This window comes from Novosphingobium sp. NDB2Meth1 (assembly GCF_900117425.1).
Taxonomy (GTDB): domain Bacteria; phylum Pseudomonadota; class Alphaproteobacteria; order Sphingomonadales; family Sphingomonadaceae; genus Novosphingobium.
The window spans coordinates 335,306-355,020 of record NZ_FPEH01000011.1 but is presented as its reverse complement, the minus strand read 5'-3'; the positions used below and the strand labels follow the sequence as shown (position 1 = coordinate 355,020).

The window sequence follows — 19,715 nt, the reverse complement described above, 5'->3', positions numbered from 1 at the left end:
TTCGCGTCCCTCGTTGCACCCATGCTTGCCCTCGCCGCCCCGGCAGCGGGGGAGGCTGCGCCGCCTGCACCCACCACAGCGGCACCGGAACCTGCGCCGACAGTTGATCCGACAACGGCAGACGGTGCGCTCATCGATGGCCGCCGCCGCCCGGGCTACCAGAAGACGCTGCCGGACAAAGTCGAGCAGGACAATCCCGGCGCGGTGAATGCTCCGCCGCCCGAGGCCTTCTACGACAAGTGGGATGGGGAAGGCTCGCCCTCCGATCTCGTGCTCGATACCGGCTTGCCCGATCGCTGGCGCATTGTCTCCTCGCTCTGCCCGGCTGCCAAGGGCGCTGATACTTTCGGCAGGCTGCTGGCCTCACGCTTCCGTTCGGCCTGCCACTCGCAGCGCGATCCGTTCCACCACAACACCTTGAAGGGCGACCGCCCGCTCGCCGCCGGCAAGAAGCCGGGCTTCCTGAAGGGCGACGACTGGTACTTCATCGCCAATGCCGTGTCGGATACGGTGGTCGAACCGCGCAGCTTCCCGATCCCGGTGGGCAACCAGACGACGACCGATCCCGATTCCAACGACACCTTCGGCCGCAGCAACAGCCTCGTCCTCTCGCAGACTTTCATCGCCGGGTTCTCGCTGCTCAAGGGCGAGACCGCGTTCAAGCCGCCGGTCGTCGAATACCGCGTCGCCATCGCGGGCAATATCAACCACGTCGAAGTGCCTGAACGCCGCGTGCTCTTTGTCGAGCCGTCCAAGGGCACCAAGCGCACCGACGGGTTCGTCGGCCTGCAGGAAGCCTTCATCGACTACCACCTCGGCGCGTTCGATACGAAGCGGTTCGACTTCGTCTCGCTGCGCGTGGGCATCCAGCCGTTCCAGGCGGACTTCCGCGGCTTCCTGTTCAACGACAACCAGCTCGGCGTGCGCCTCTTCGGCAACCGCGACAACAACCGGCTGCAGTTCAATCTCGCCTATTTCTGGCGGATCGAGAAGGATACCAATTCCGGGCTCAACGATGTCACCGCGCCGCTGCGCAAGGACTGGGTCTTTGCCGCCAACGTCTACCGGCAGGATTTCCCCGTCGTTGGCCTGACCAGCCAGCTCTCGCTGACTTACAACGTCAACCGCGAGACCCGGCTGTTCTCGGATGCCAACGGCTTCCCGGTCCGCCCGGCGCTGCTCGGCGATCTGCGGCCACGCCAGTACCGCGTGTTCTACGTGGGCTATGGCGTCGACGGGCATATCGGCCGCCTCAACCTGACCGGACAGTTCTACGGCGCCTTCGGCAAGGACCGGAACAACTTCCTCACCGGCGAGCCCGCCCGCATCCAGTCCTTCTTCGGCGCGGCAGAGCTGAGCTATGATCGCAACTGGGCCCGTTTCCGGGCCTCCGCGCTCTACGCCACCGGCGACAGCGATCCCTACGACAATACCGAAACCGGCTTCGACGCGATCTTCGAGAACCCGCAGTTCGCCGGGGCCGATACGTCCTACTGGATCCGCCAGTCGATCCCGTTCGCCGGCGGCGGGCGCGTGATCGGCGTCAACGGGCGCAACGGCATCCTCAATTCGCTGCGCTCCTCCAAGGAACAGGGGCAGTCGAACTTCCTCAACCCGGGCACCGCGCTGGCCGGGTTCGGGGCCGATTTCGATCTGACGCCCAACTTCCGCCTCACTGCCAATGCCAACCATTTGTGGTTCGCCAACACCGCCGTGCTGCAGGAACTGCGCAACGAAGGCTCTATCCCCAAGTCGATCGGCTGGGACCTCTCGATGGCGACGACGTGGCGTCCGAAAGCGGCGCAGAACGTGGTGTTCCGCCTGTCGGGCGCGGTGCTGGAGGCAGGCAAGGGCTTCCGTGACCTGTTCGACCAGCGCGGCCACGGCAAGCAGTTCTACTCCGTCCTCGCCAACCTGACGCTGGCTTTCTGATGGGCAAGACGATGCATTCCGCGAGGCGCAAGACCCTCCTGATCTGGCTGGCGCTGCTCATCGGCGCGCTGGGCGTGCCGACCGCGCTCTGGGCTTCGGGCGAGGAAGTGGCACAAAAGATCACCTACACCCGCGCTCCGCCCGCGCCGCGCGGCCAGCCGGGCGACACGGCGGCCGAGCAATGGGCCTACGTCGACAAGCAGAATGCAGGCTGCGTCAGCTGCCACACCAGGAGCGACCACCGCACGATGCACGCGAGCCCGGCGGTCGTGCTCTCCTGCGCCGATTGCCACGGCGGCAACACCCGCATCATGGCAGACCACCGCTGGCCGAAGGGCTCGATGGACTATGTCGCGGCGATGAAGGACGCGCATGTCCTGCCGAAATATCCGGTCGCGTGGAGCTGGCCCAGCTCGGCCAATCCCAAGCGCTCCTACGCGCTGCTCGCCAAGGAAAGCCCCGAATTCATCCGCTTCGTGAACCCCTCGGACTACCGCGTCGCGCGCGATTCCTGCGGCGCCTGCCACATGTCGATCATCGAAGCCTCGGAGCGCTCGCTGATGGCGACGGGCGCGATGCTGTGGGGCGGGGCCGCCTACAACAACGGCATCGTGCCCTTCAAGAACTACCTGTTCGGCGAGAGCTTCACGCGGCAAGGCGAACCGGCGCTGCTCAAGTCGGCCTCGAAGCAGATCGGCGCCGATGGCAAGCCGATGTGGGGCACGGTGACACCGGCGGAGAAAGCGCGCGGCGCACTGCCGATCCTCTATCCGCTGCCCAAGTGGCACACGATCCCGCCGGGCGACATCTTCCGCGTATTCGAGGATGGCGGCCGCACGATCAACCCGCAATTCCCGGAAATCGGCCTGCCCAACTCGACCGGCTCGATCCAGCGGCTGGAGGAGCCGGGCCGTCCCGATCTCAAGCAGTCCAACCGCGGCCCCGCCACCGGCCTGCGCGTCGCGATCCCGGTGCTCAACATCCACAAGACGCGCCTCAACGATCCGTTCCTGTTCCAGATGGGCACCAACGACCAGCCGGGCGACTACCGCTCCTCGGGCTGCGCTTCGTGCCACGTGATCTACGCCAACGACCGCGAGCCGCGCCACAGCCTGAACTACGCCAAATGCGGGCGCGACGGGCAGACGATCACGGCGGACCCGACGATCAACTCCCTGCGCGAAGGCGAACACCGCAGCGGCGGCTATGGCTCCTACAACGCAGCCAATGCCGAGCATCATGACCGCGTGCGCGGCACCGTGCTGGGCGGCCACGGCAAATACATGGGCGGCGATGCGACCGACCCCGAGGAATCGTCCGACCGCGAAGGCGATTGCGCCCGTGCTATCGCCAGCGCCGAGCAGCTGGTCTATTCGCCCGCACAAGGCGCCGCGCCGCACGGCACGATGGACGAGCACCGCATGAGCCAGGCCCAGGCCCATGCCGTTGCCGGCCTTGACCACGCTGGTCATGCCAATGGGGGCCACGCCGCCGGTCCGGTCGCCATGGAGGACCGCGAACGCGGCCACCCGCTCGTCCACGCCTTCACCCGCGCGATCCCCACCGCGCAGTGCATGAACTGCCACATGCACCAGCCCAACATCTTCCTGAACTCGTTCCTCGGCTACACGATGTGGGACTATGAGTCCGATGCGCCGCGCATGTGGCCCGGGCCGGAAAACACTGCGCCCAAGCCCCCCGGCGTGACCGATGCGGACTGGGAAAAGGCGTTCAAGAAGCAGTTCCACCCCAACATGGCCGAGCAGCGCGAGGTGCTCGATCGCAACCCCGAGGGCGCGAGCACGCACGGCCTTTGGCGCGATGTGGAATTCCTGCGCAACGTCTACGATCTCAACAAGGACAACAAGGACACCCAGTTCGCCGACTACCACGGCCACGGCTGGAACTTCCGCGCGATCCTCAAGCGCGACCGGCGCGGCAACCTGCTCGATGATGATGGCGACATGTCGAGCTACGGCACCGACAAAGCGCACATCGTCTCGCCCGATGATCCCGAGAAGTGGCGCAAGAACGGCGAAGGCAAGTTCGTCGATGTCGGGCCGGACAATCCCGGCAAGTCGGTCCACATGATGGACATCCACGCGCAGCTCGGCATGCAGTGTGCCGATTGCCACTTCGCGCAGGACAGCCACGGCAACGGGCTGATCTATGGCGAAGTCGCCAATGCCGTCTCGATCGGCTGCAAGGATTGCCACGGCACGCCCGATGCCTTCCCCACGCTGATGACCTCGAACCTCGCCGCGCCGGAGAAGGGCGAGAACCTCGCGCTGTTGCGCAATGCCGATGGCCAGCGCCGCTTCGAATGGAGCATGGAAAACGGCCGCCGCGTCCTGATCCAGCGCTCGATCATCGATCCCAAGCTGTGGTGGCGCGTCAGCCTCGTGAAGGAATCGGTCGATCCCCAGTATCAGGGCGTGACCGAGCCCTCAGGCAAGCCGGTGTTCAATCCCAAGGCCGCGCGCGCCAAGCTCATGGCGAAGTCGGGCGCGGAGGACGGGATGTTCCGCTTCGGCCTCGGCGTGCCACGCGCCGAGCGTGCGCATGGCGACGACGACATGGCCTGCTTCACCTGCCACTTGTCGTGGACCACGTCGTGCGCGGGCTGCCACCTCCCCATCGAGGCCAACTGGAAGTCCGCCACGCACAAGTACGAGGAAGACTACACCCGCAACTACGCGACCTATAACCCGCAGGTCGCGCGCGACGACATGTTCCAGCTCGGCAAGCACCAGCGTAACAAGTCGTCGGGCTCCGATCCGGTGCGGTTCGATGCGTCAGGCAATCCGATAAGCGGCAAGGCCATCACCGCGCCCATCCGCTCGACCTCCGCGCTGATCCTCTCCTCGACCAACATCAACCGCGAGCGGATCTATGTGCAGCAGCCGCCGATCTCCTCGGCGGGCTATTCCTCGCAGGCTTTTGCACCGCACTTCCCGCACACCGTGCGCACCAAGGAAACCAAGCAGTGCACCGATTGCCACCTCAGCAAGGATGACGACAACAACGCGATCATGGCGCAGCTGCTCCTGCTCGGCACGAACTACGTCAACTTCGTCGGCATGAACGCGTGGTTCGGGCTCGATGGCGGGTTCGAGGCGGTGCGCGTCACCGAGTGGGACGAGCCGCAGGCGGTCATCGGCAGCTATCTCCACCGCTATGCCTACCCCGATTTCTACAGACAGCACGTCGAGAAGAACGGCCGCGAGCTCAAGAACTGGACCCGCGGGGCGATCTTCGACAAGAAGCTGGCGGGCGAGACCACCGGCCGCGAGGAATTCACCAACATCACGAAGGGCACCTCGGACGCGGTGCGCTGCCTGCAGATGCGCGGCGAATACATGTACGTCGCCGAAGGGAAGGGCGGCTTCCGCGCCTATGATATCGCTGCCATCGGCGACAAGGGCTTCTCCGAGCGCATCGTGACCGCGCCGTTCTCGCCGCTCGGCCACAACACGCACATCGATACGACCAACGCGACCTGCATGGCGCTGCCGACCAACCAGTCGATCGCGCCCACCCGCAACACGCCCGACATGCGCGAGGCCAATCAGGAGCAGCCGTTCTCGCCGATCTATCACTACGCCTTCATCACCGATGCGGTGGAGGGCCTGATCGCGGTCAATGTTGATACGCTGGCCGATGGCGAGTTCCGCAACAACTTCTTCCACCGCGCGCTCACCTTCAATCCGGACGGCGTGCTGAAGGGCGCGCGGCATATCACGCTTGCCGGGGACTATGCCTATATCGTCACCGACAAGGCGCTGGTGACGGTGCACCTGACCAAGCCGTGGTCGCCTGCCGCGCCCTGCGAGGTGTCGGACAAGAAGGGCGGCGAGACCTGTCTCGATCCGAAGATCACCTCGGTCGTGCCCTTGCGCGATCCGCGTGCCACCGCCGTGCAGTTCCGCTACCTCTGGGTGACGACCGCGAACGGCCTCGAACTGATGGACGTGACCAGCCTCGCCAAGCCCCAGCCAGTGCCTTCCGCCACCGTTCCGTTTGAAGACGCGCGCCGCGTCTATCTCGCCCGCACTTACGCCTATGTCGCGGCCAAGAAGCAGGGCCTTGTCATCGTCGACATCACCGCGCCGACACGCCCGTCGATCTATCAGGCCTTCACCGCGGGCGGGCAACTGACCGATGCGGAAGACGTCATCGTCGCCTCCACCAACGCCTCGCTGTTCGCCTACGTGGCGGACGGCATAAACGGGGTGAAAGTGCTCCAGCTGACCTCGCCCGCCAGCCAGCCCAATTTCTACGGCTTCTCGCCCGAACCCAAGCCCGAACTCATCGCCTGGGCGCACACGCCAAGCCCGGCACTTGCGCTCTCCAAGGGCCTCGACCGTGATCGCGGGGTGGACGAGACCGGCGGCCAGATCGCGATCTTCGGCCGCCTCGGCTCGCGCCCGTTCAACCGGCAGGAAATGGAGGAACTGTTCCTCAACAAGGCGGGCCAGCCGTTCAAGGTGAGCAACGCGGTGGACATGTCGCTATGGGTGGGCGCCAGGACCGCGCCGCAACTGATGGCGGCGCGGCCCTGAGGGGGCGGAAGGCGAATCCCCTTCAATTCCCCAAACCCGCTCGTGCTGAGCTTGTCGAAGCACCAACCGCAAACCTCGCGCCGGCACCCTTCGACAGGCTCAGGGTGAGCGGGCATGTGGAAGGATTGACGGCCCTCACGCATCATCCAGCAGCAGCAGCGCCAGTTCCATCGTCATCTCGGGCTCCGGCAGCAGGCTCTGCTCCAGCCGCACCACCGCCGCATCGGCCACCAGCGTGCGGGGAATCGTGAACTCGTGCTCGGGCAGCGCCGCCATCAGCTCCTCGGCGGCATCGCAGGCTTCCCAGCCCTGAAAGTGCAGCACGATGGTGTGGCGCGTCCCGGCAAAAGTCACGCTCGCCCAGGGGGCCTCGCTGTGCTGCATCAGCTCCGCGTGCGGGCCGGCCAGCGCCACCACCGCGCGCAGCAGCCGCTCTCCGGGGCTGATCCGCACGCGCGGATGAGGCGTGCCAGCGGCTTCCGATTTGCGCTCGATGGTGGAGGCGGGGAGAAAAAGATCAAGCCACATGGCTGGCGCTCCGGTATGTGTTCATGAAATGTTCCACGCGTGCTTGCGTTGCGGGACGGGGTTCGCGGCCATTGCGCAGATCGTCGACGAGGCGCGGATCATGCGCGGCAAGGCGGCCGAACTTCGTGCGCGGCATGGCGTGTTGCGAAAGGAACCGCTCGATCTTGCGTATCAGCATGGCCTGACCTCCGAAGGTAAAAATTATGGCGGGGTGAGTCGTTATAAGATTTTTCTTGTGTTGACGGATTATTCCTACAGGTCTAGGAAAAATCCTTCGAATATGGAGCAAGGCCATGAATTCCCGATTCGAGACGCAACAATACGGTGAACAACCTATGGACTCGGCGCTCGATCCCACCCGCGCGCGGCTCGTCGCGCTGGCGGCGGAACGAGGGGTCAGCCTTTCCGCGCTGTCAGGCCTGCTCGGGCGCAATGCCGCCTATCTCCAGCAATTCGTGCGCAAGGGCAGTCCCCGCAAGCTGGAGGAGAACGACCGCCGCACGCTCGCCGAATTCTTCGGGGTGGACGAAGCCGAACTCGGCGCCCCCCCGCGCGATACGATCTTGACCGTTGGGGCAGGGACGCCCGCCCGCGCCGCCGATTGGGCCGATATTCCGCGTCTTCCGCTTGGCGCCTCCGCCGGACCCGGCACCTTGGCGCAGGATTCCGCGCCGACCGACCGCCTGCGCTTCTCCGGCCGCTGGCTCCGCCAGCAGGGGCTCGAACCCGCCATGCTCAGCGTGATCGAGGTCGAGGGCGATTCGATGGAACCGACCCTGCGCGATGGCGACGAGATCCTTGTCGACCGCTCGCCGCGCCCCTTGCGCAGCGGCCTTCACGTGATCCGGCTCGATGATGTGCTGCTGGTCAAGCGGCTCGAACCAGGTTCCGCCGGCACACTCCTCGTGATCAGCGACAACCCTGCCTACCCGCGCATGGAGCGACCCCGCGCCGAAGTCGCCATTATTGGCCGTGTCGTCTGGAAAGGCGGGCGCGTCTAGGATTTTTACCCCTCGATCTGCCTGCGGCAGGTCGCCTCCCGATTTGCACTTCGTGAAAATGGAGAGGATCAAAATGGTCCTCCCCATTTTTGCCCTGAGCTTGTCGAAGGGCACAAATGGGGAGGTGGCGCGCGCGAAGCGCGTGACGGAGGGGTTGCCTTGCACGCCTCCACGCGCCACCTAGAACATCATGACCGAAACCGCGCCCCAACAGCCGCTCGCCCCCCAGTCTCTTAGGGCCGCCATCATCCCAGTCACCCCGCTGCAGCAGAACTGCACGCTGATCTGGTGCACCAGGACCATGCGTGGCGCCTTCATCGACGCCGGCGGCGATATCGAGCGCCTGCGCGCGGCGATCGCAAAGTCGGGCGTCACCATCGAGAAGCTGCTCGTCACCCACGGCCATATCGACCACTGCGGGATCACCGGCGTGCTCGCCAAGGAACTCGGCGTGCCGATCGAAGGCCCGCACGAGGCAGACCGCTTCTGGATTTCGCGCCTCGATGAAGACGGCAAGCGCTGGGGCATCCGCGGCGAAGTCTTCGAACCCGACCGCTGGCTCACCGACGGCGACACGGTAACCGTCGGCGAAGTCGAACTCGACGTGATCCACTGCCCCGGCCACACCCCCGGACATGTCGTCTTTGTCCACAAGCCGTCGCGCTTTGCGGTGGTCGGCGATGTGATCTTCCAGGGCTCTATCGGGCGCACCGATTTCCCGATGGGCAACCACGCCGAATTGATTGCATCCATTACCGAGAAGCTTTGGCCGCTCGGCAACGACATCATGTTCGTTCCCGGCCATGGGCCGAACAGCACCTTCGGCCGGGAACGTCAGACCAACAGCTTCGTCAGCGATTACAATCTGATGCAGTGAGGATCGTTACGCCATCGCGCTCATGATCGCCCAGATGGCGAGGCCAAGCTGGGTGACGAGCGTGATCAGCGTGCCGATCATGCGGCCGATGCCGAAGCTGCCGCCGTCCATGCCGATGCCGTGCGCCACGCGGCCCGCCATGAACACGCCGGCCACTGCCGCCAGCGCGGTGCTGCCGGGATGCGCAAATTCCAGCGCGGCGATCAGGACCAGCACGATCGGAGCGTTTTCATTGAAGTTGGCATGCGCCCGCATCCTGCGGATCACCTTGTCGTTGCCGCCGTCGCCGACCGAGACCTTCTCGGACGTGCGAGCCTGACCGCAGCGGATCGAGAGCCAGATGTTGATCAGTGCGGCCGCCGCCACCGCGCCCAAAGTGATCGGCAAAGTAATAGGCAGTGTCATATTCAGGTTATCCCCATTGGTTTTGTTGTCACACCCTGCAGCCCTCGTAGCGCCCCCGCGCTTGCAAAGCATCCAGAAATCCGTATAGGCGCGCCTTCGCCCGCGATTGGCGACTCCAGCTTGGCTGCCGTATTCCCGTCGGGGCGCTCATATCGGGCTTCCGCACGGGGGTTGTGCATCCGGCGGGTTTTGCCTATCGCGCTAGCCCGTAGACGACTTCAAGATCAGGAACAGGTGCCGAGATGGCCGTCCCCAAAAGAAAGACCTCGCCCTCCCGCCGGGGCATGCGTCGCAGCCACGACGCGCTGAAGGCCGAAGCCTTCCACGAGTGCTCCAACTGTGGTGAGCTCAAGCGCCCGCACATGCTGTGCGGTGCCTGCGGGCACTACAACGGCCGCGAGATCATCGCCGTCGGCCTCTGATTTCGGCTGAGGGGGGAGACAGCCGGGTTATGGCTTTGCCGCGTATCGCCGTAGATGCGATGGGCGGCGATGTGGGCGTGCGCGTCATGGTCGAAGGCGCGGCGCTCGCGCGTCGCCAGCACGATCAGTTCAAGTTCCTGCTTGTCGGTGATGAAACCGCGATCAAGCAGGCGCTCGATGCTCACCCGAACCTGCGCGCTGCCTCCGAAATCCTGCATGCACCGGATGTCGTCGCGGGGGATGAAAAGCCCACCCAGGCGCTCCGCCGTGCCCGCACGACCTCGATGGGTCTTGCCATCGACGCGGTGAAGAGCGGCGCTGCCGGTGCTGCGGTCAGCGCGGGCAACACCGGCGCGCTCATGGCCATGTCCAAAGTCGCGCTGCGCACGATGCCGGGCATCGACCGTCCCGCGCTCGCGGCGCTGGTGCCCACGCTGGGCGACCACGATCTCGTCATGCTCGATCTCGGTGCCAACACCGAATGCGATGCGCGCAATCTCGTGCAGTTCGCGATCATGGGCGCGGCCTATGCCCGCATCGTCCATGGCCAGTCCGAACCGCGCGTGCGCCTGCTCAACATCGGCACCGAGGAAATCAAGGGCACCGATGAACTGCGCGACGCCGCCGCCATGCTCAAGCAGGCGCAGGAAGCGCTCGCCTTCCGGTTCGATGGTTTCACCGAGGCGGACAAGCTCTCGCGCGGCGATGTCGACGTCGTCGTCACCGATGGCTTCACCGGCAATATCGCGCTCAAGGCCATGGAAGGCGCCGCGCGCTTCGTCGCCGATCTTCTGCGCCGCAGCTTTTCCAGCTCGCTGCGCTCGAAGTTCGGCTTCCTCATTTCCAAACCGGCGACCGAGCTCTTGAAGCATCATCTCGATCCCAACAATCACAACGGTGCGGTGTTCCTTGGCCTCAATGGTGTTGTCGTGAAAAGCCACGGGAGTGCATCCGCGCTCGGTGTCGCCCATGCCGTCGCGGTCACCGCGCGCCTGCTGTCCGAGCGCCTGACCGAACGCATCGCCGCCGACCTCGCGCAGGCCGGGCAGGACGTCATGCGCAGCGCCGCCACCCGCGTGCGTCCGGCGCCGGAGACCCCGGCATGACCTTGCGCTCCGTCATTCGCGGCAGCGGTTCCGCCCTGCCAGCCCGCGCCGTCTCCAATGCCGAGATGTCGACCATGGTCGATACGACCGACGAGTGGATCGTCGAGCGCACCGGCATCCGCAACCGCTACATCGCGGGCGAGGGGGAAACGACCGCCACGCTGGCGAGTGAAGCCGCGCGCAAGGCGCTCGAAGCCGCCGGGATCGAGGCCGCGTCGATCGATCTCATCGTGCTTGGCACCTGCAGTCCGGACCAGACCTTCCCGGCGACCGCCACCATCGTCCAGAACGCGCTCGGCTGCCGCGGCGGCATCGCGTTCGATGTCGCGGCGGTCTGTTCGGGCTTCCTCTATGCTTTCGCCACTGCCGATGCGCTGCTGCGCACGGGCGCGGCCAAGCGCGCGCTGGTGATCGGCGCCGAGACAATGAGCCGCCTGCTTGACTGGGAGGACCGCACGACGTGCGTGCTCTTCGGCGACGGCGCGGGTGCTGTCGTGCTCGAAGCGGTCGATGTCGACGAGAGCGATCCGGCCGCCCCCGGCGTGCTCGCCACCCGGCTCCACGCCGACGGCGCTCACAACGACCTGCTCCATGTCGATGGCGGGCCTTCCACCACCGGCACAGTCGGCAAGCTGCGCATGAAGGGCCGCGAAGTGTTCCGCCACGCGGTGGTGAACCTGGCCGCGGTGCTTGAGGAAACGCTCGCCGCCGCCGGCCTCACCGCTGCGGATATTGACTGGGTCGTGCCGCACCAGGCCAACGCGCGCATCCTCGATGCGACCGCGCGCAAGCTCGATCTGCCGGCCGAAAAGGTCGTCGTCACCGTCGGCGAGCATGCCAATACCAGCGCCGCCTCGGTCCCGCTCGCCTACGATACGGCGGTGCGCGATGGCCGGATCAAGCCCGGTGACCTCGTGATGTTCGAGGCAATGGGCGGCGGATTCACCTGGGGCGCGAGCCTCATCCGCGTCTGATTTTGCCGAAACGGAAACTTTGTACCCACAGTTTTCGTTGCAGACCAATGCATTGGCCGATAAAATAATCCTGAAAGACGATTGTAAAGCTTGCCGGACACTGTATGGTGTCAAGCCAGCTTGTCGGTTTTTTATCGGGGGAATCGAGGATGCGTTCGGTAGGGACTCTTACTCGCGCTGATCTTGCAGAGAGCATCAATCGCCGCGTCGGGCTGTCGCGTGCAGATTCACTGACCTTGGTCGAGTCGATCCTCGATCACATGTGCGAAGCGCTGTCCGAGGGCGAAAACGTAAAGATTTCCGGTTTCGGAACCTTTCTGCTACGGGACAAGGCCGAACGCATCGGTCGCAATCCCAAGACCGGTGTGGAAGTGCCCATCACCCCGCGCCGCGTCATGACGTTCCGCGCGAGCCAGATGCTGAAGGACCGGATTGCTGCCAGCAGTTGATACCGTAGGGTCTGCGCCGATTGCCGCTCCTGCCTTTGAAGATGGCAAGGAGCCGGATGCCCTGCGCACGATCGGCGAAGTCGCCAAGGCGCTCGGCGTCAAGCAGCACGTCCTGCGCTACTGGGAAGAGCAGTTCCCGATGCTGAAGCCGCTCACCCGCGCGGGCGGCCGTCGCTACTACCGGCCCGAAGACATCGCGCTCGTCACTCGCATCGACCAGCTGCTCCACCGCGAAGGCTACACGATCCGCGGCGCACGGCAGGCGCTTTCGGGGAAGGGCACTCCCAAGGCTGCTCCCGCATCAGCGCCCGCCCCGCAGGCCACCACGCCCGCCGCGCCGATGCCGGCGGAAGACGAAATCATCGCCGCCATCCGCATCCTGCGCCGCCATCTCGAGAGCGTCCGGGGCAGGCTGGCGGGGGCGCTGGAGGAGTAAGGGTAGTGCCTATCGTTCGGCGGATGACGAAGAGCTAGCGCTTCTTCGCAGACTGTGAGCGCTGATACGCTGCTCGTGCCGCAGCATAAACTGACTCGTCGATCACCATGGAATACTTGCCGTTCCGCGCTGCCCAGTCTTCGAGGCATGACCAGCTCCGGTCCGTTGTTCCCGGAGCGTGCAGTGTTACCGTTGCAAAACCGGATGGGCTTTTGCCGAGCCGATAGTGCGATGGATTTGCCCGGCAACTGGCGATCGCCTCAGGCAAGGTTTGTGCCGCACACTTCTTCTGCCGAGCAGTTTCAAGCGGTTCCGTAGCCTCATACGCGCATGCGGCGAGGACAGGAAGGAGCAGCGCGATAATCCCGGTTCTCCTCCCACCTCGGAAAATCAGGCTGAAAAAGATGATTGATGAAGCCACGAAAGATGCGGGCACGACAAATAACCGAAACTCGCTCGGCCGCGTGCAAGGGGGATCAGCAAAGTTGATGAACACGAAACCGTAAGACAGGATGCCCATGATAAGCATCCAGATGCCAAACGATGGTGCAACTGAGGCCCAATTGAGTCGCCGCATCCTTAGCCTCTCTGATCAATCGTTCAGCGTCGGCCCCAGCGCCGGGTCAAGGTCCCTCGGCCGCTTCATCGCCACAAGCTTGGCGCAGCGCTCGTCGATGTCCGCCCAGCGCTCGATGGCGAGTTCCATCACTGCGAAGGTCGCGGTCGGAAACTTCACTTCCACTTCCTCGCGCAGCGGACTGGTTCCATCGTCTGGCACGAGGTCGAAGATCAGGTCCTCCAGCCCCGGATTGTGCCCGATCATCAGCACGCTCGCGGGCTCGCCCGATAGCTCGCGCAGCAAGTCGATGAGCGTCGCCGAACTCGCAAGGTAGATGCGCCGGTCCCACTCGACCGGAAACGTGTGCCCCCAGGCCTTGCTCGCTTCCTCGATCGTCTCGGCCACGCGCACGGCGGGGGAGGCGAGAATGCGTTCGACGCGCAGGCACGTGCTCTTGATATATTCGCCCATCGCCCGCGCGCCGCGCACGCCGCGGTCGTTCAAGGGCCGGTCGAAATCGCGCGCCCGTGCGTCGGACCAGTCGGACTTCGCGTGGCGCAGCAGAGCGAGCGTTTTCAAGGGCGAGTCTCGGACGGCAGGGGCGTGACGGACCCCTCTGAAACACGCCCCGCCACGCTTTGTAAAGCCGCATCGAGCGTAACGCGGCGCACCGGCGTCCCCGGCGGAAAAGCACTCAGCAGGCGCGAGGGGAAGGCGGACGAAAGCACCACGAAATGCCCCTTGTCGGTGCCGGTGCGGATCAACCGCCCGAACGCCTGCGCCAGCCGCGCGCGGATGATGCGGTCGTCATGCGCTTGCCCGCCACCACCGAACTTCTCCGCATGGGCCAGCCGCCGCGCGCGGTGGAGGATCGAAGGCTTGGGCCACGGCACTTGCTCCATCACCACCAGCCGCAGCGAATGGCCCGGCACGTCCACCCCGTCGCGCAAGGCATCGGTGCCGAGCAGCGAGGCGCGCGGATCGTCGCGGAAGATATCGACCAGCGTGCCCGTATCGATCGGATCGACATGCTGGGCAAACAGCGGCAGCCCCCCGCGCGCCAGCCGGTCGGCAATCCGGCCATAGACCGCGCGCAGCCGCCGGATCGCGGTGAACAGCCCCAGCGCACCGCCGCCCGATGCCTCGATCAGGCGGCCATAAGCGTTCGCCAGCGCGGGGATATCGCCCTTGGGCACATCGGTCACGATCAGCACTTCGGCATTCTTCGCATAGTCGAACGGGCTGGGCGCCGCGAAGACTTCAGGCCTCACCCCCAGCTGCGGCGCCCCGCTGCGCTCGACCGCGCCGGACCAGTCCCCCTGCTGCGTTTCGGCGCCATCGGTCAGCGTCGCGGAGGTCATCATCACCCCATGCGCGCCTGCCAGCACCGCCTCGGCAAAGGGCTTCATCGGATCGAGATAGCGCCGGTGCAGCCCGATATCCCACTCGCGCCCCTCCGAGCGTTCCAGCGCCAGCCAGTCGACGAATTCCGGATCGCCCGGCCCGCCCAGCCGCGCCAGCAAGGCGACCCATCCGGAAAGCAGATCGGTCCGCCAGCCGATCGCGCCGCGCGCACCCTCGATGCGCGCCCGCGCCGGGCCGTCGAGCCAGTCCGGCCCTTCCTCGATCAGCGCTTCCAGCCGCAGCGCCAGCCGCAGCAAAGGCTGACGCAGCGCCTCAAGCGCCTCCTGCGCGCGGCCCGCCACCTCGATGAACGCGCCGCCCAGCTGCGCCGCCTCGGTCTCCAGCCCATAGCCCGCTTCCTGCCCGCCGCTCTCGTCGCGCGCGAGCACCAGTTCGCGTGTCTCCGCCAGCAGGTCTTCGATGGGGCCGAACGGCGCGCCCTCGACAATCCGCGCCAGCCAGCCATCGCCGGGCAGCGCCGTCGCCGCCTCGCGCGCATCGGCAATCGCCCGCGCGCCATCGGCGTCATAGCTCGCCACATCCGCCAGCCGCGCCGCAAGCCCCCGGCGCCGCCCGCGCTGGCTACCTTCAGGGCCAATCACCCAGCGCCGCAGTTCCACCGTTTCCGCGCCCGTCAGCGCGGCGGCAAAGGTGCTGTCCGCCGCCTCGAACACGTGGTGCCCTTCGTCGAACACGATCCGCGTCGGCCGCTGCGCCACTTCGCGCGCGCGGGCGGCATTGATCATCACCAAGGCATGGTTGGCGATCACCAGCTCCGCCCCGGCCGAAGCCCGCGCCGCGCGCTCGATGAAGCACTTCCGGAAATGCGGGCACCCGGCATAGACGCATTCGCCGCGCTGGTCGGTCAGCGCGGTGATCCCGCGCTTCCTGAACAACGTGCCGAGCCAGCCGGGCAGATCGCCGCCGATCATGTCGCCGTCCTGCGAATAGGCCGCCCAGCGCGCCACCAGCTGCGCCATGATCGCGGGCCGCCCGGTAAACCCGCCCTGCAGCGCATCCTCGAGGTTCAGCAGGCAGAGGTAATTCTCGCGGCCTTTGCGCACCACCACCGGCGGCCCCGTCCGTCCCCCCTGACCATTGGCCCGCTCAGGCGGAAACGCAGCCTGGCTTTCCCGCCGCAGTTGGCGTTGCAGCGCCTTGGTATAGGTCGAAACCCACACCGTCCCGCCCGACTGCTCGGCCCAGAGCGAGGCGGGCGCGAGATAGCCGAAGGTCTTGCCGGTGCCCGTCCCCGCCTGCGCCAGCACCATATGCGGCTGGCGCTGCCCGGCGCGCGGCGCAAACATCGCCCCCGCCGCCCGCGCATAAGCCTGCTGCGCCGGACGTTGCTCGGCCCTGCTGCCGGTCAGTTCGGCAAGCCGCGCGGTGATCGCATCGTCGTCCAGCACGATCTGCGCAGGCTGAGGCCGCTCGGGTGCCTCCTCCCACTCCGGCAGGCGGGCAAACAGCCAGCGCTCGGCGCGCTGCGGCTGGGCGATCCGCGGCGCCAGCAGTCCCGCCCAGGGCCAGCGCAGCCGCACCAGCGATTGCAGCGCGCTCCATGCGCCTTCGCGCTCGGGCCAGGCCGGGTCTTCGCAGGTCGCCAGCAAGGCCTCTGCCGCCGCCTGCAGCAGCACCGGCACCCCATCATCGCTGCGCGGTTCGGCGAGGCCCAGCGCCTGCGCCAGCCCCTTGGGCGTCGGCACCATGAACCGCGCCGGATGCACGAACGCGAACAGCTCCAGCAGATCGAGCCCCGAAAGGTCCGGATAGCCCAGCCGGCTCGCGATCAGCGGCGCGTTGAGCAGCAGCAGCGGCGTATCGGCCGCCGCCATGATTGCCTCACCCTTGCCGACCGGGCGCGTGCCGAGCGGTCCGCGCAGCCAGCACCCGCTGTGGCTGGCGTGGATTGCAGGGAGAGATGAGGCGGCCATGGTCCGGCCACTAGAGAGCAAAGCCGGGAGCGCCGCAAGCGCCCGCCGGGCCGCATTCACGCCTTAGCGTCAAGCAGCGCGCGCTGTGCGGCAAAGGCGCGCTGGAACGCGGGTCGCGCCTCTCCTCGCCGGATATAGGCTGCCAGCGCCGGATAGTCCGCCATCAGCGGCGCGTCCTCGATCCGCCGCAGCACGCAGATCATCATGAGGTCGCCCGCCGTGAACGTACCTTCCAGCCACTCCGCATCTCCCAGATGCTGCGCCAGTTGGCCAAGACGCGTGCGCAGGGCCGCCTCCAGCACAGCCGCGCGCTCGTGCTGCCACGGTCTGCCCCGATCGAAGAAGCCCGCCATGTCGTAGTCCCACACCGGCGGCTCGACCGTGTTCACCGCGGCGAACACCCAGGTGATCGCACGCGCCCGGGCTGCGCGATCGGTGGGCAGGAGGGTGGGGCAGCCCTCCGCCACATGCAGCACGATCGCCCCGGACTCGAACAGCACGAGGCCGTCCTCCTCGTAGGCGGGGATCTGGCCGAAAGGCTGCCGGGCAAGATGCTCCGGTTCCTTCAGTGCGGCAAAGCTCAGCCGCCGCACCTGATAGGGCCGCCCGGCTTCCTCGAGCGCCCAGCGGACCGGCATGTCCCGCGCCAGGCCCCGCCCGCCATCGGGCGAACTGTCGAACACGCTGAGGAACGGCTCCATCGTCACACTCCGTCTGCCTACGCAGTCCCCCGCATGGGCTTCACACCGCATGGCAGGGCGCTTGCCTTAAACCCGGCAAGGTTCGGCCGTTCTGGCCTTGCGGGACATGAACGGGGCCTCACGCCCCATCCCATAGTGGAGAATGGGCATCATGGCAGTCATCAATACCAATATCAGCGCGATCCGTGCCTCGAATGCGTCCAACAGCGCCTCGAAGATGGCCGGCGTCGCGATGGAACGCCTTTCGACCGGCAGGCGCATCAACGGCGCCAAGGACGACGCCGCCGGTCTTGCGATCACCACCACCATGACCTCGCAGATCAAGGGCATGGGCCAGGGGATCCGCAACGCCAACGACGGCATCAGCTTCGCGCAGACCGCCGATGGCGCTCTGAACGAAGTCACCGCCATGCTGCAGCGCATCCGCGAACTGGCGATCCAGGCGAAGTCGGCGACGTATACCGATACCGACCGCACTTCGATGCAGTCCGAAGTCGCCAACCTCACGGCGCAGGTCAGCGAAGTGCTGGAGAAGACCACCTTCAACGGCACCAAGCTGTTCACCGTGGTCGGCGCCGCGCCTGCTGCGGACGGCTCCGACGATGCGACCTTCTCGATCCAGACCGGCAGCAACACCACCGATACGGTGGACCTGCGCAGCAAGGCGATCGACGGCACCAAGCTCTTCGGCGGCACCAACACCACCTACGATCCGGCGACCACCCCGCAGGCGATCGACGTCAGCACGGCAACGCTCGCCGGCACGACGATGGACAATGTCGACGCCGCGCTCACCGCGATCAACGTCGCGCGTGCCGAATTCGGCTCGGGCCAGAACCGCCTCGAATCGGTGATCAACAACCTCACCGACAACGTGACGAACCTCTCGGACGCGCGCAGCCGCATTCTCGATACCGACTATTCGGCCGAGACGACCGCGATGGCCAAGGCCCAGATCCTGAGCCAGGCTTCGACCGCGATGATCGCGCAGGCCAACCAGGCCCAGCAGAACGTCCTCTCGCTGCTCAAGTAACCTGCTCCCCCTCCCGCCCATCCTGAGCTTGTCGAAGGGGGGAGGGGTCGGGGGAGGGCGTGTTCAGAGCTGAACTGCCGCCCGCCGCTCCAGCAGCAAGCTTTCCAGCCGCGCCACATCGGGCACGGCGAGGACTTCGAAACGCTCGGTCACCCGGTCGCCGTCGCTGTCGCGGACGGTGCCGGTCTGGACGCGCAAGGTGCCGCAGCCGTCGGCATCCGCGCTGACATCGATGGGGCCCATCTGACCGAGCATCACGCTGGCGCTCTCGCGCTTCCTGCCGGCGGAAATGCGGATCAGGCGGCGGTCGGTGAGGCCATAGATTGTCTGCGCGGCCTTGCGTCGGGCACCGAAGGGCATCCACAGCATGCCAAGGCCCACGCCGATGAATGGCAGCCCGAACAGCGGGAAAATGATCCCGAAGCTCCACTGGATGCCGGATGGCGTGTGCGTGCTCGCCACCCACGGCAGAAACGCCATCGCTTCCCAGAACAGCGCGAAGGCGGTCCATGGTATCGCGAAAAACCAGATCGCAAACGCCGCGTTCAGTTTGCCGGGTTGAGGCCTGCCGCTCCACAGCAGGTGCTCGCCCGGCAGCAACTCGCGCCGCAGGATCGAATCGAGGTCTTGCGCTTGGTCCGGCATCATCATGCGGTGATGATGCCACAAGCCGGTTATCGCCGCGTTACGTGTCGCCAAAACCCACGAACGTCGCTGCCTCCGCGACGGACTTGCGTTCGGAGACCACCGCATTGGCGGGGAAGCTCTCGTCCGGCCATCCCAGCGCGATGCTTTTCATGATCACCTGATCGTCGGCGATCCCGGCATGTTCGCGCACCACCGGGCTCTGCATGATGCCCTGGCTGTTGATCACCGTGCCGAGCCCGCGCGACCATGCCGCGTTGACCAGCGCATTGACCACGCCGCCGCAATCGAAGGGGGTGTCGTCGCTGCCTTCCAGCACCTTGTCATAGGTCACGATCACGCAGACCGGCGCGTCGAACTGGCGGAAACCGCGCAGCACCCAGTCCTGCCGCATCTCCGCGTCGTCGCGGGCGATGCCCATGGCGGCAAACAGCTGCTTGGCCACGCCGATCTGCCGCTCGCGGTGCACGCCCGCAAACGGCTGGCCCTTGCGGAACTCGCGGCTGTCCGGAACGCCTGCCAGAATGCGTTCGGTATTGCCCTGCCGGATGCGCTGCAGCGGCTCGCCGGTGATCACGTAGAAATTCCACGGCTGCGTGTTCATCGAAGTCGGCGCGCGCATCGCGATATGGAGGATCTCCTCGATCAGCTTGCGCGGCACCGGATCGGGCTTGTAGCCCCGGATGCTGCGCCGCCCGAGCATGACCTCATCGTATTCCATAGTGTCTCCCAAACCCTGTTTGCCTG

The 19,715-nt window shown here is 66.2% G+C and carries 19 protein-coding genes; 11 read left to right on the top strand and 8 right to left on the bottom strand.

The genetic code is table 11. From position 1 onward, the window contains the following. The first annotated feature begins 21 nt into the window (after positions 1 to 21). On the top strand, positions 22 to 1,932 hold the full coding sequence (locus NDB2M1_RS01980) for a hypothetical protein (protein WP_072379105.1): 1,911 nt from the start codon (positions 22 to 24) through the stop codon (positions 1,930 to 1,932). Beyond that, the gene (locus tag NDB2M1_RS01975) at positions 1,932 to 6,494 is read left to right on the top strand and encodes an LVIVD repeat-containing protein (protein WP_072379102.1); all 4,563 of its coding nucleotides are present in this window, start codon (positions 1,932 to 1,934) and stop codon (positions 6,492 to 6,494) included. Before NDB2M1_RS01980 ends, NDB2M1_RS01975 begins: the two co-directional genes overlap by 1 nt. A gap of 135 nt (positions 6,495 to 6,629) precedes the next feature. On the opposite strand, the gene NDB2M1_RS01970 is transcribed toward NDB2M1_RS01975, so the two are convergent. Next, positions 6,630 to 7,022, bottom strand: a complete 393-nt coding sequence (locus NDB2M1_RS01970; protein ID WP_072379100.1) for a hypothetical protein — start codon at positions 7,020 to 7,022, stop codon at positions 6,630 to 6,632. Between NDB2M1_RS01970 and NDB2M1_RS23380 the strand changes: the two genes are divergently transcribed. From NDB2M1_RS23380 to NDB2M1_RS01955, 3 genes are all read left to right on the top strand, one after another. Further along, positions 7,021 to 7,350, top strand: coding sequence for a hypothetical protein (locus NDB2M1_RS23380; protein WP_171955301.1), 330 nt, complete (start codon positions 7,021 to 7,023; stop codon positions 7,348 to 7,350). The two genes, NDB2M1_RS01970 and NDB2M1_RS23380, sit on opposite strands and share 2 nt — an antisense overlap. Before the next feature lie 7 nt (positions 7,351 to 7,357). Next, entirely contained in the window at positions 7,358 to 8,023 is a 666-nt protein-coding gene (locus NDB2M1_RS01960; protein ID WP_083554600.1) for a S24 family peptidase, read from the top strand. 190 nt (positions 8,024 to 8,213) lie between these two features. Next, positions 8,214 to 8,900 carry an MBL fold metallo-hydrolase gene (locus tag NDB2M1_RS01955; protein WP_072379096.1) on the top strand — a complete coding sequence of 229 codons (687 nt, stop codon included), beginning with the start codon at positions 8,214 to 8,216 and terminating at the stop codon, positions 8,898 to 8,900. 6 nt (positions 8,901 to 8,906) lie between these two features. Here NDB2M1_RS01955 and NDB2M1_RS01950 read toward each other — a convergent pair whose 3' ends face one another. Further along, a complete protein-coding gene (locus NDB2M1_RS01950; protein WP_171955300.1) occupies positions 8,907 to 9,305 on the bottom strand; it encodes an MAPEG family protein in 399 nt (132 codons plus the stop codon). A gap of 242 nt (positions 9,306 to 9,547) precedes the next feature. On the opposite strand from NDB2M1_RS01950, the gene rpmF reads away from it, so the two are divergent. From rpmF to NDB2M1_RS01925, 5 genes are all read left to right on the top strand, one after another. After that, the gene (gene rpmF, locus NDB2M1_RS01945; protein ID WP_054121704.1) at positions 9,548 to 9,727 is read left to right on the top strand and encodes a 50S ribosomal protein L32; all 180 of its coding nucleotides are present in this window, start codon (positions 9,548 to 9,550) and stop codon (positions 9,725 to 9,727) included. 29 nt (positions 9,728 to 9,756) lie between these two features. Beyond that, entirely contained in the window at positions 9,757 to 10,833 is a 1,077-nt protein-coding gene (gene plsX, locus NDB2M1_RS01940) for a phosphate acyltransferase PlsX (RefSeq protein WP_072379094.1), read from the top strand. Then, a complete protein-coding gene (locus tag NDB2M1_RS01935) occupies positions 10,830 to 11,807 on the top strand; it encodes a beta-ketoacyl-ACP synthase III (protein WP_072379092.1) in 978 nt (325 codons plus the stop codon). Before plsX ends, NDB2M1_RS01935 begins: the two co-directional genes overlap by 4 nt. Positions 11,808 to 11,956: 149 nt before the next feature. After that, positions 11,957 to 12,256 (top strand): integration host factor subunit alpha, encoded by a 300-nt coding sequence (locus NDB2M1_RS01930; protein WP_054121707.1) that lies wholly within the window; start codon positions 11,957 to 11,959, stop codon positions 12,254 to 12,256. Further along, complete coding sequence (locus NDB2M1_RS01925; protein ID WP_371328182.1) at positions 12,243 to 12,692, top strand: MerR family transcriptional regulator; 450 nt, start codon at positions 12,243 to 12,245, stop codon at positions 12,690 to 12,692. The genes NDB2M1_RS01930 and NDB2M1_RS01925 overlap by 14 nt, the downstream gene beginning before the upstream one ends. Before the next feature lie 34 nt (positions 12,693 to 12,726). Here the strand turns inward: NDB2M1_RS01925 and NDB2M1_RS21915 are convergent, their stop codons facing one another. From NDB2M1_RS21915 to NDB2M1_RS01910, 4 genes are all read right to left on the bottom strand, one after another. Continuing rightward, on the bottom strand, positions 12,727 to 13,212 hold the full coding sequence (locus tag NDB2M1_RS21915; RefSeq protein ID WP_143146591.1) for a hypothetical protein: 486 nt from the start codon (positions 13,210 to 13,212) through the stop codon (positions 12,727 to 12,729). 72 nt (positions 13,213 to 13,284) lie between these two features. Further along, positions 13,285 to 13,830, bottom strand: a complete 546-nt coding sequence (locus NDB2M1_RS01920) for a SixA phosphatase family protein (RefSeq protein WP_072379091.1) — start codon at positions 13,828 to 13,830, stop codon at positions 13,285 to 13,287. Next, positions 13,827 to 16,589: an ATP-dependent DNA helicase gene (locus NDB2M1_RS01915; RefSeq protein ID WP_072379088.1), complete on the bottom strand. Its 2,763-nt coding sequence runs from the start codon at positions 16,587 to 16,589 to the stop codon at positions 13,827 to 13,829. Before NDB2M1_RS01915 ends, NDB2M1_RS01920 begins: the two co-directional genes overlap by 4 nt. Before the next feature lie 56 nt (positions 16,590 to 16,645). Then, a complete protein-coding gene (locus tag NDB2M1_RS01910; RefSeq protein ID WP_072379086.1) occupies positions 16,646 to 17,290 on the bottom strand; it encodes a glutathione S-transferase family protein in 645 nt (214 codons plus the stop codon). A 151-nt stretch (positions 17,291 to 17,441) separates the two neighbouring features. On the opposite strand from NDB2M1_RS01910, the gene NDB2M1_RS01905 reads away from it, so the two are divergent. Then, positions 17,442 to 18,323, top strand: a complete 882-nt coding sequence (locus NDB2M1_RS01905; protein ID WP_054121744.1) for a flagellin N-terminal helical domain-containing protein — start codon at positions 17,442 to 17,444, stop codon at positions 18,321 to 18,323. A 63-nt stretch (positions 18,324 to 18,386) separates the two neighbouring features. On the opposite strand, the gene NDB2M1_RS01900 is transcribed toward NDB2M1_RS01905, so the two are convergent. Continuing rightward, a complete protein-coding gene (locus NDB2M1_RS01900; RefSeq protein ID WP_072379083.1) occupies positions 18,387 to 18,974 on the bottom strand; it encodes a hypothetical protein in 588 nt (195 codons plus the stop codon). A gap of 34 nt (positions 18,975 to 19,008) precedes the next feature. Then, on the bottom strand, positions 19,009 to 19,689 hold the full coding sequence (locus tag NDB2M1_RS01895; RefSeq protein ID WP_072379081.1) for a nitroreductase: 681 nt from the start codon (positions 19,687 to 19,689) through the stop codon (positions 19,009 to 19,011). Between the last annotated feature and the right edge of the window lie 26 nt (positions 19,690 to 19,715).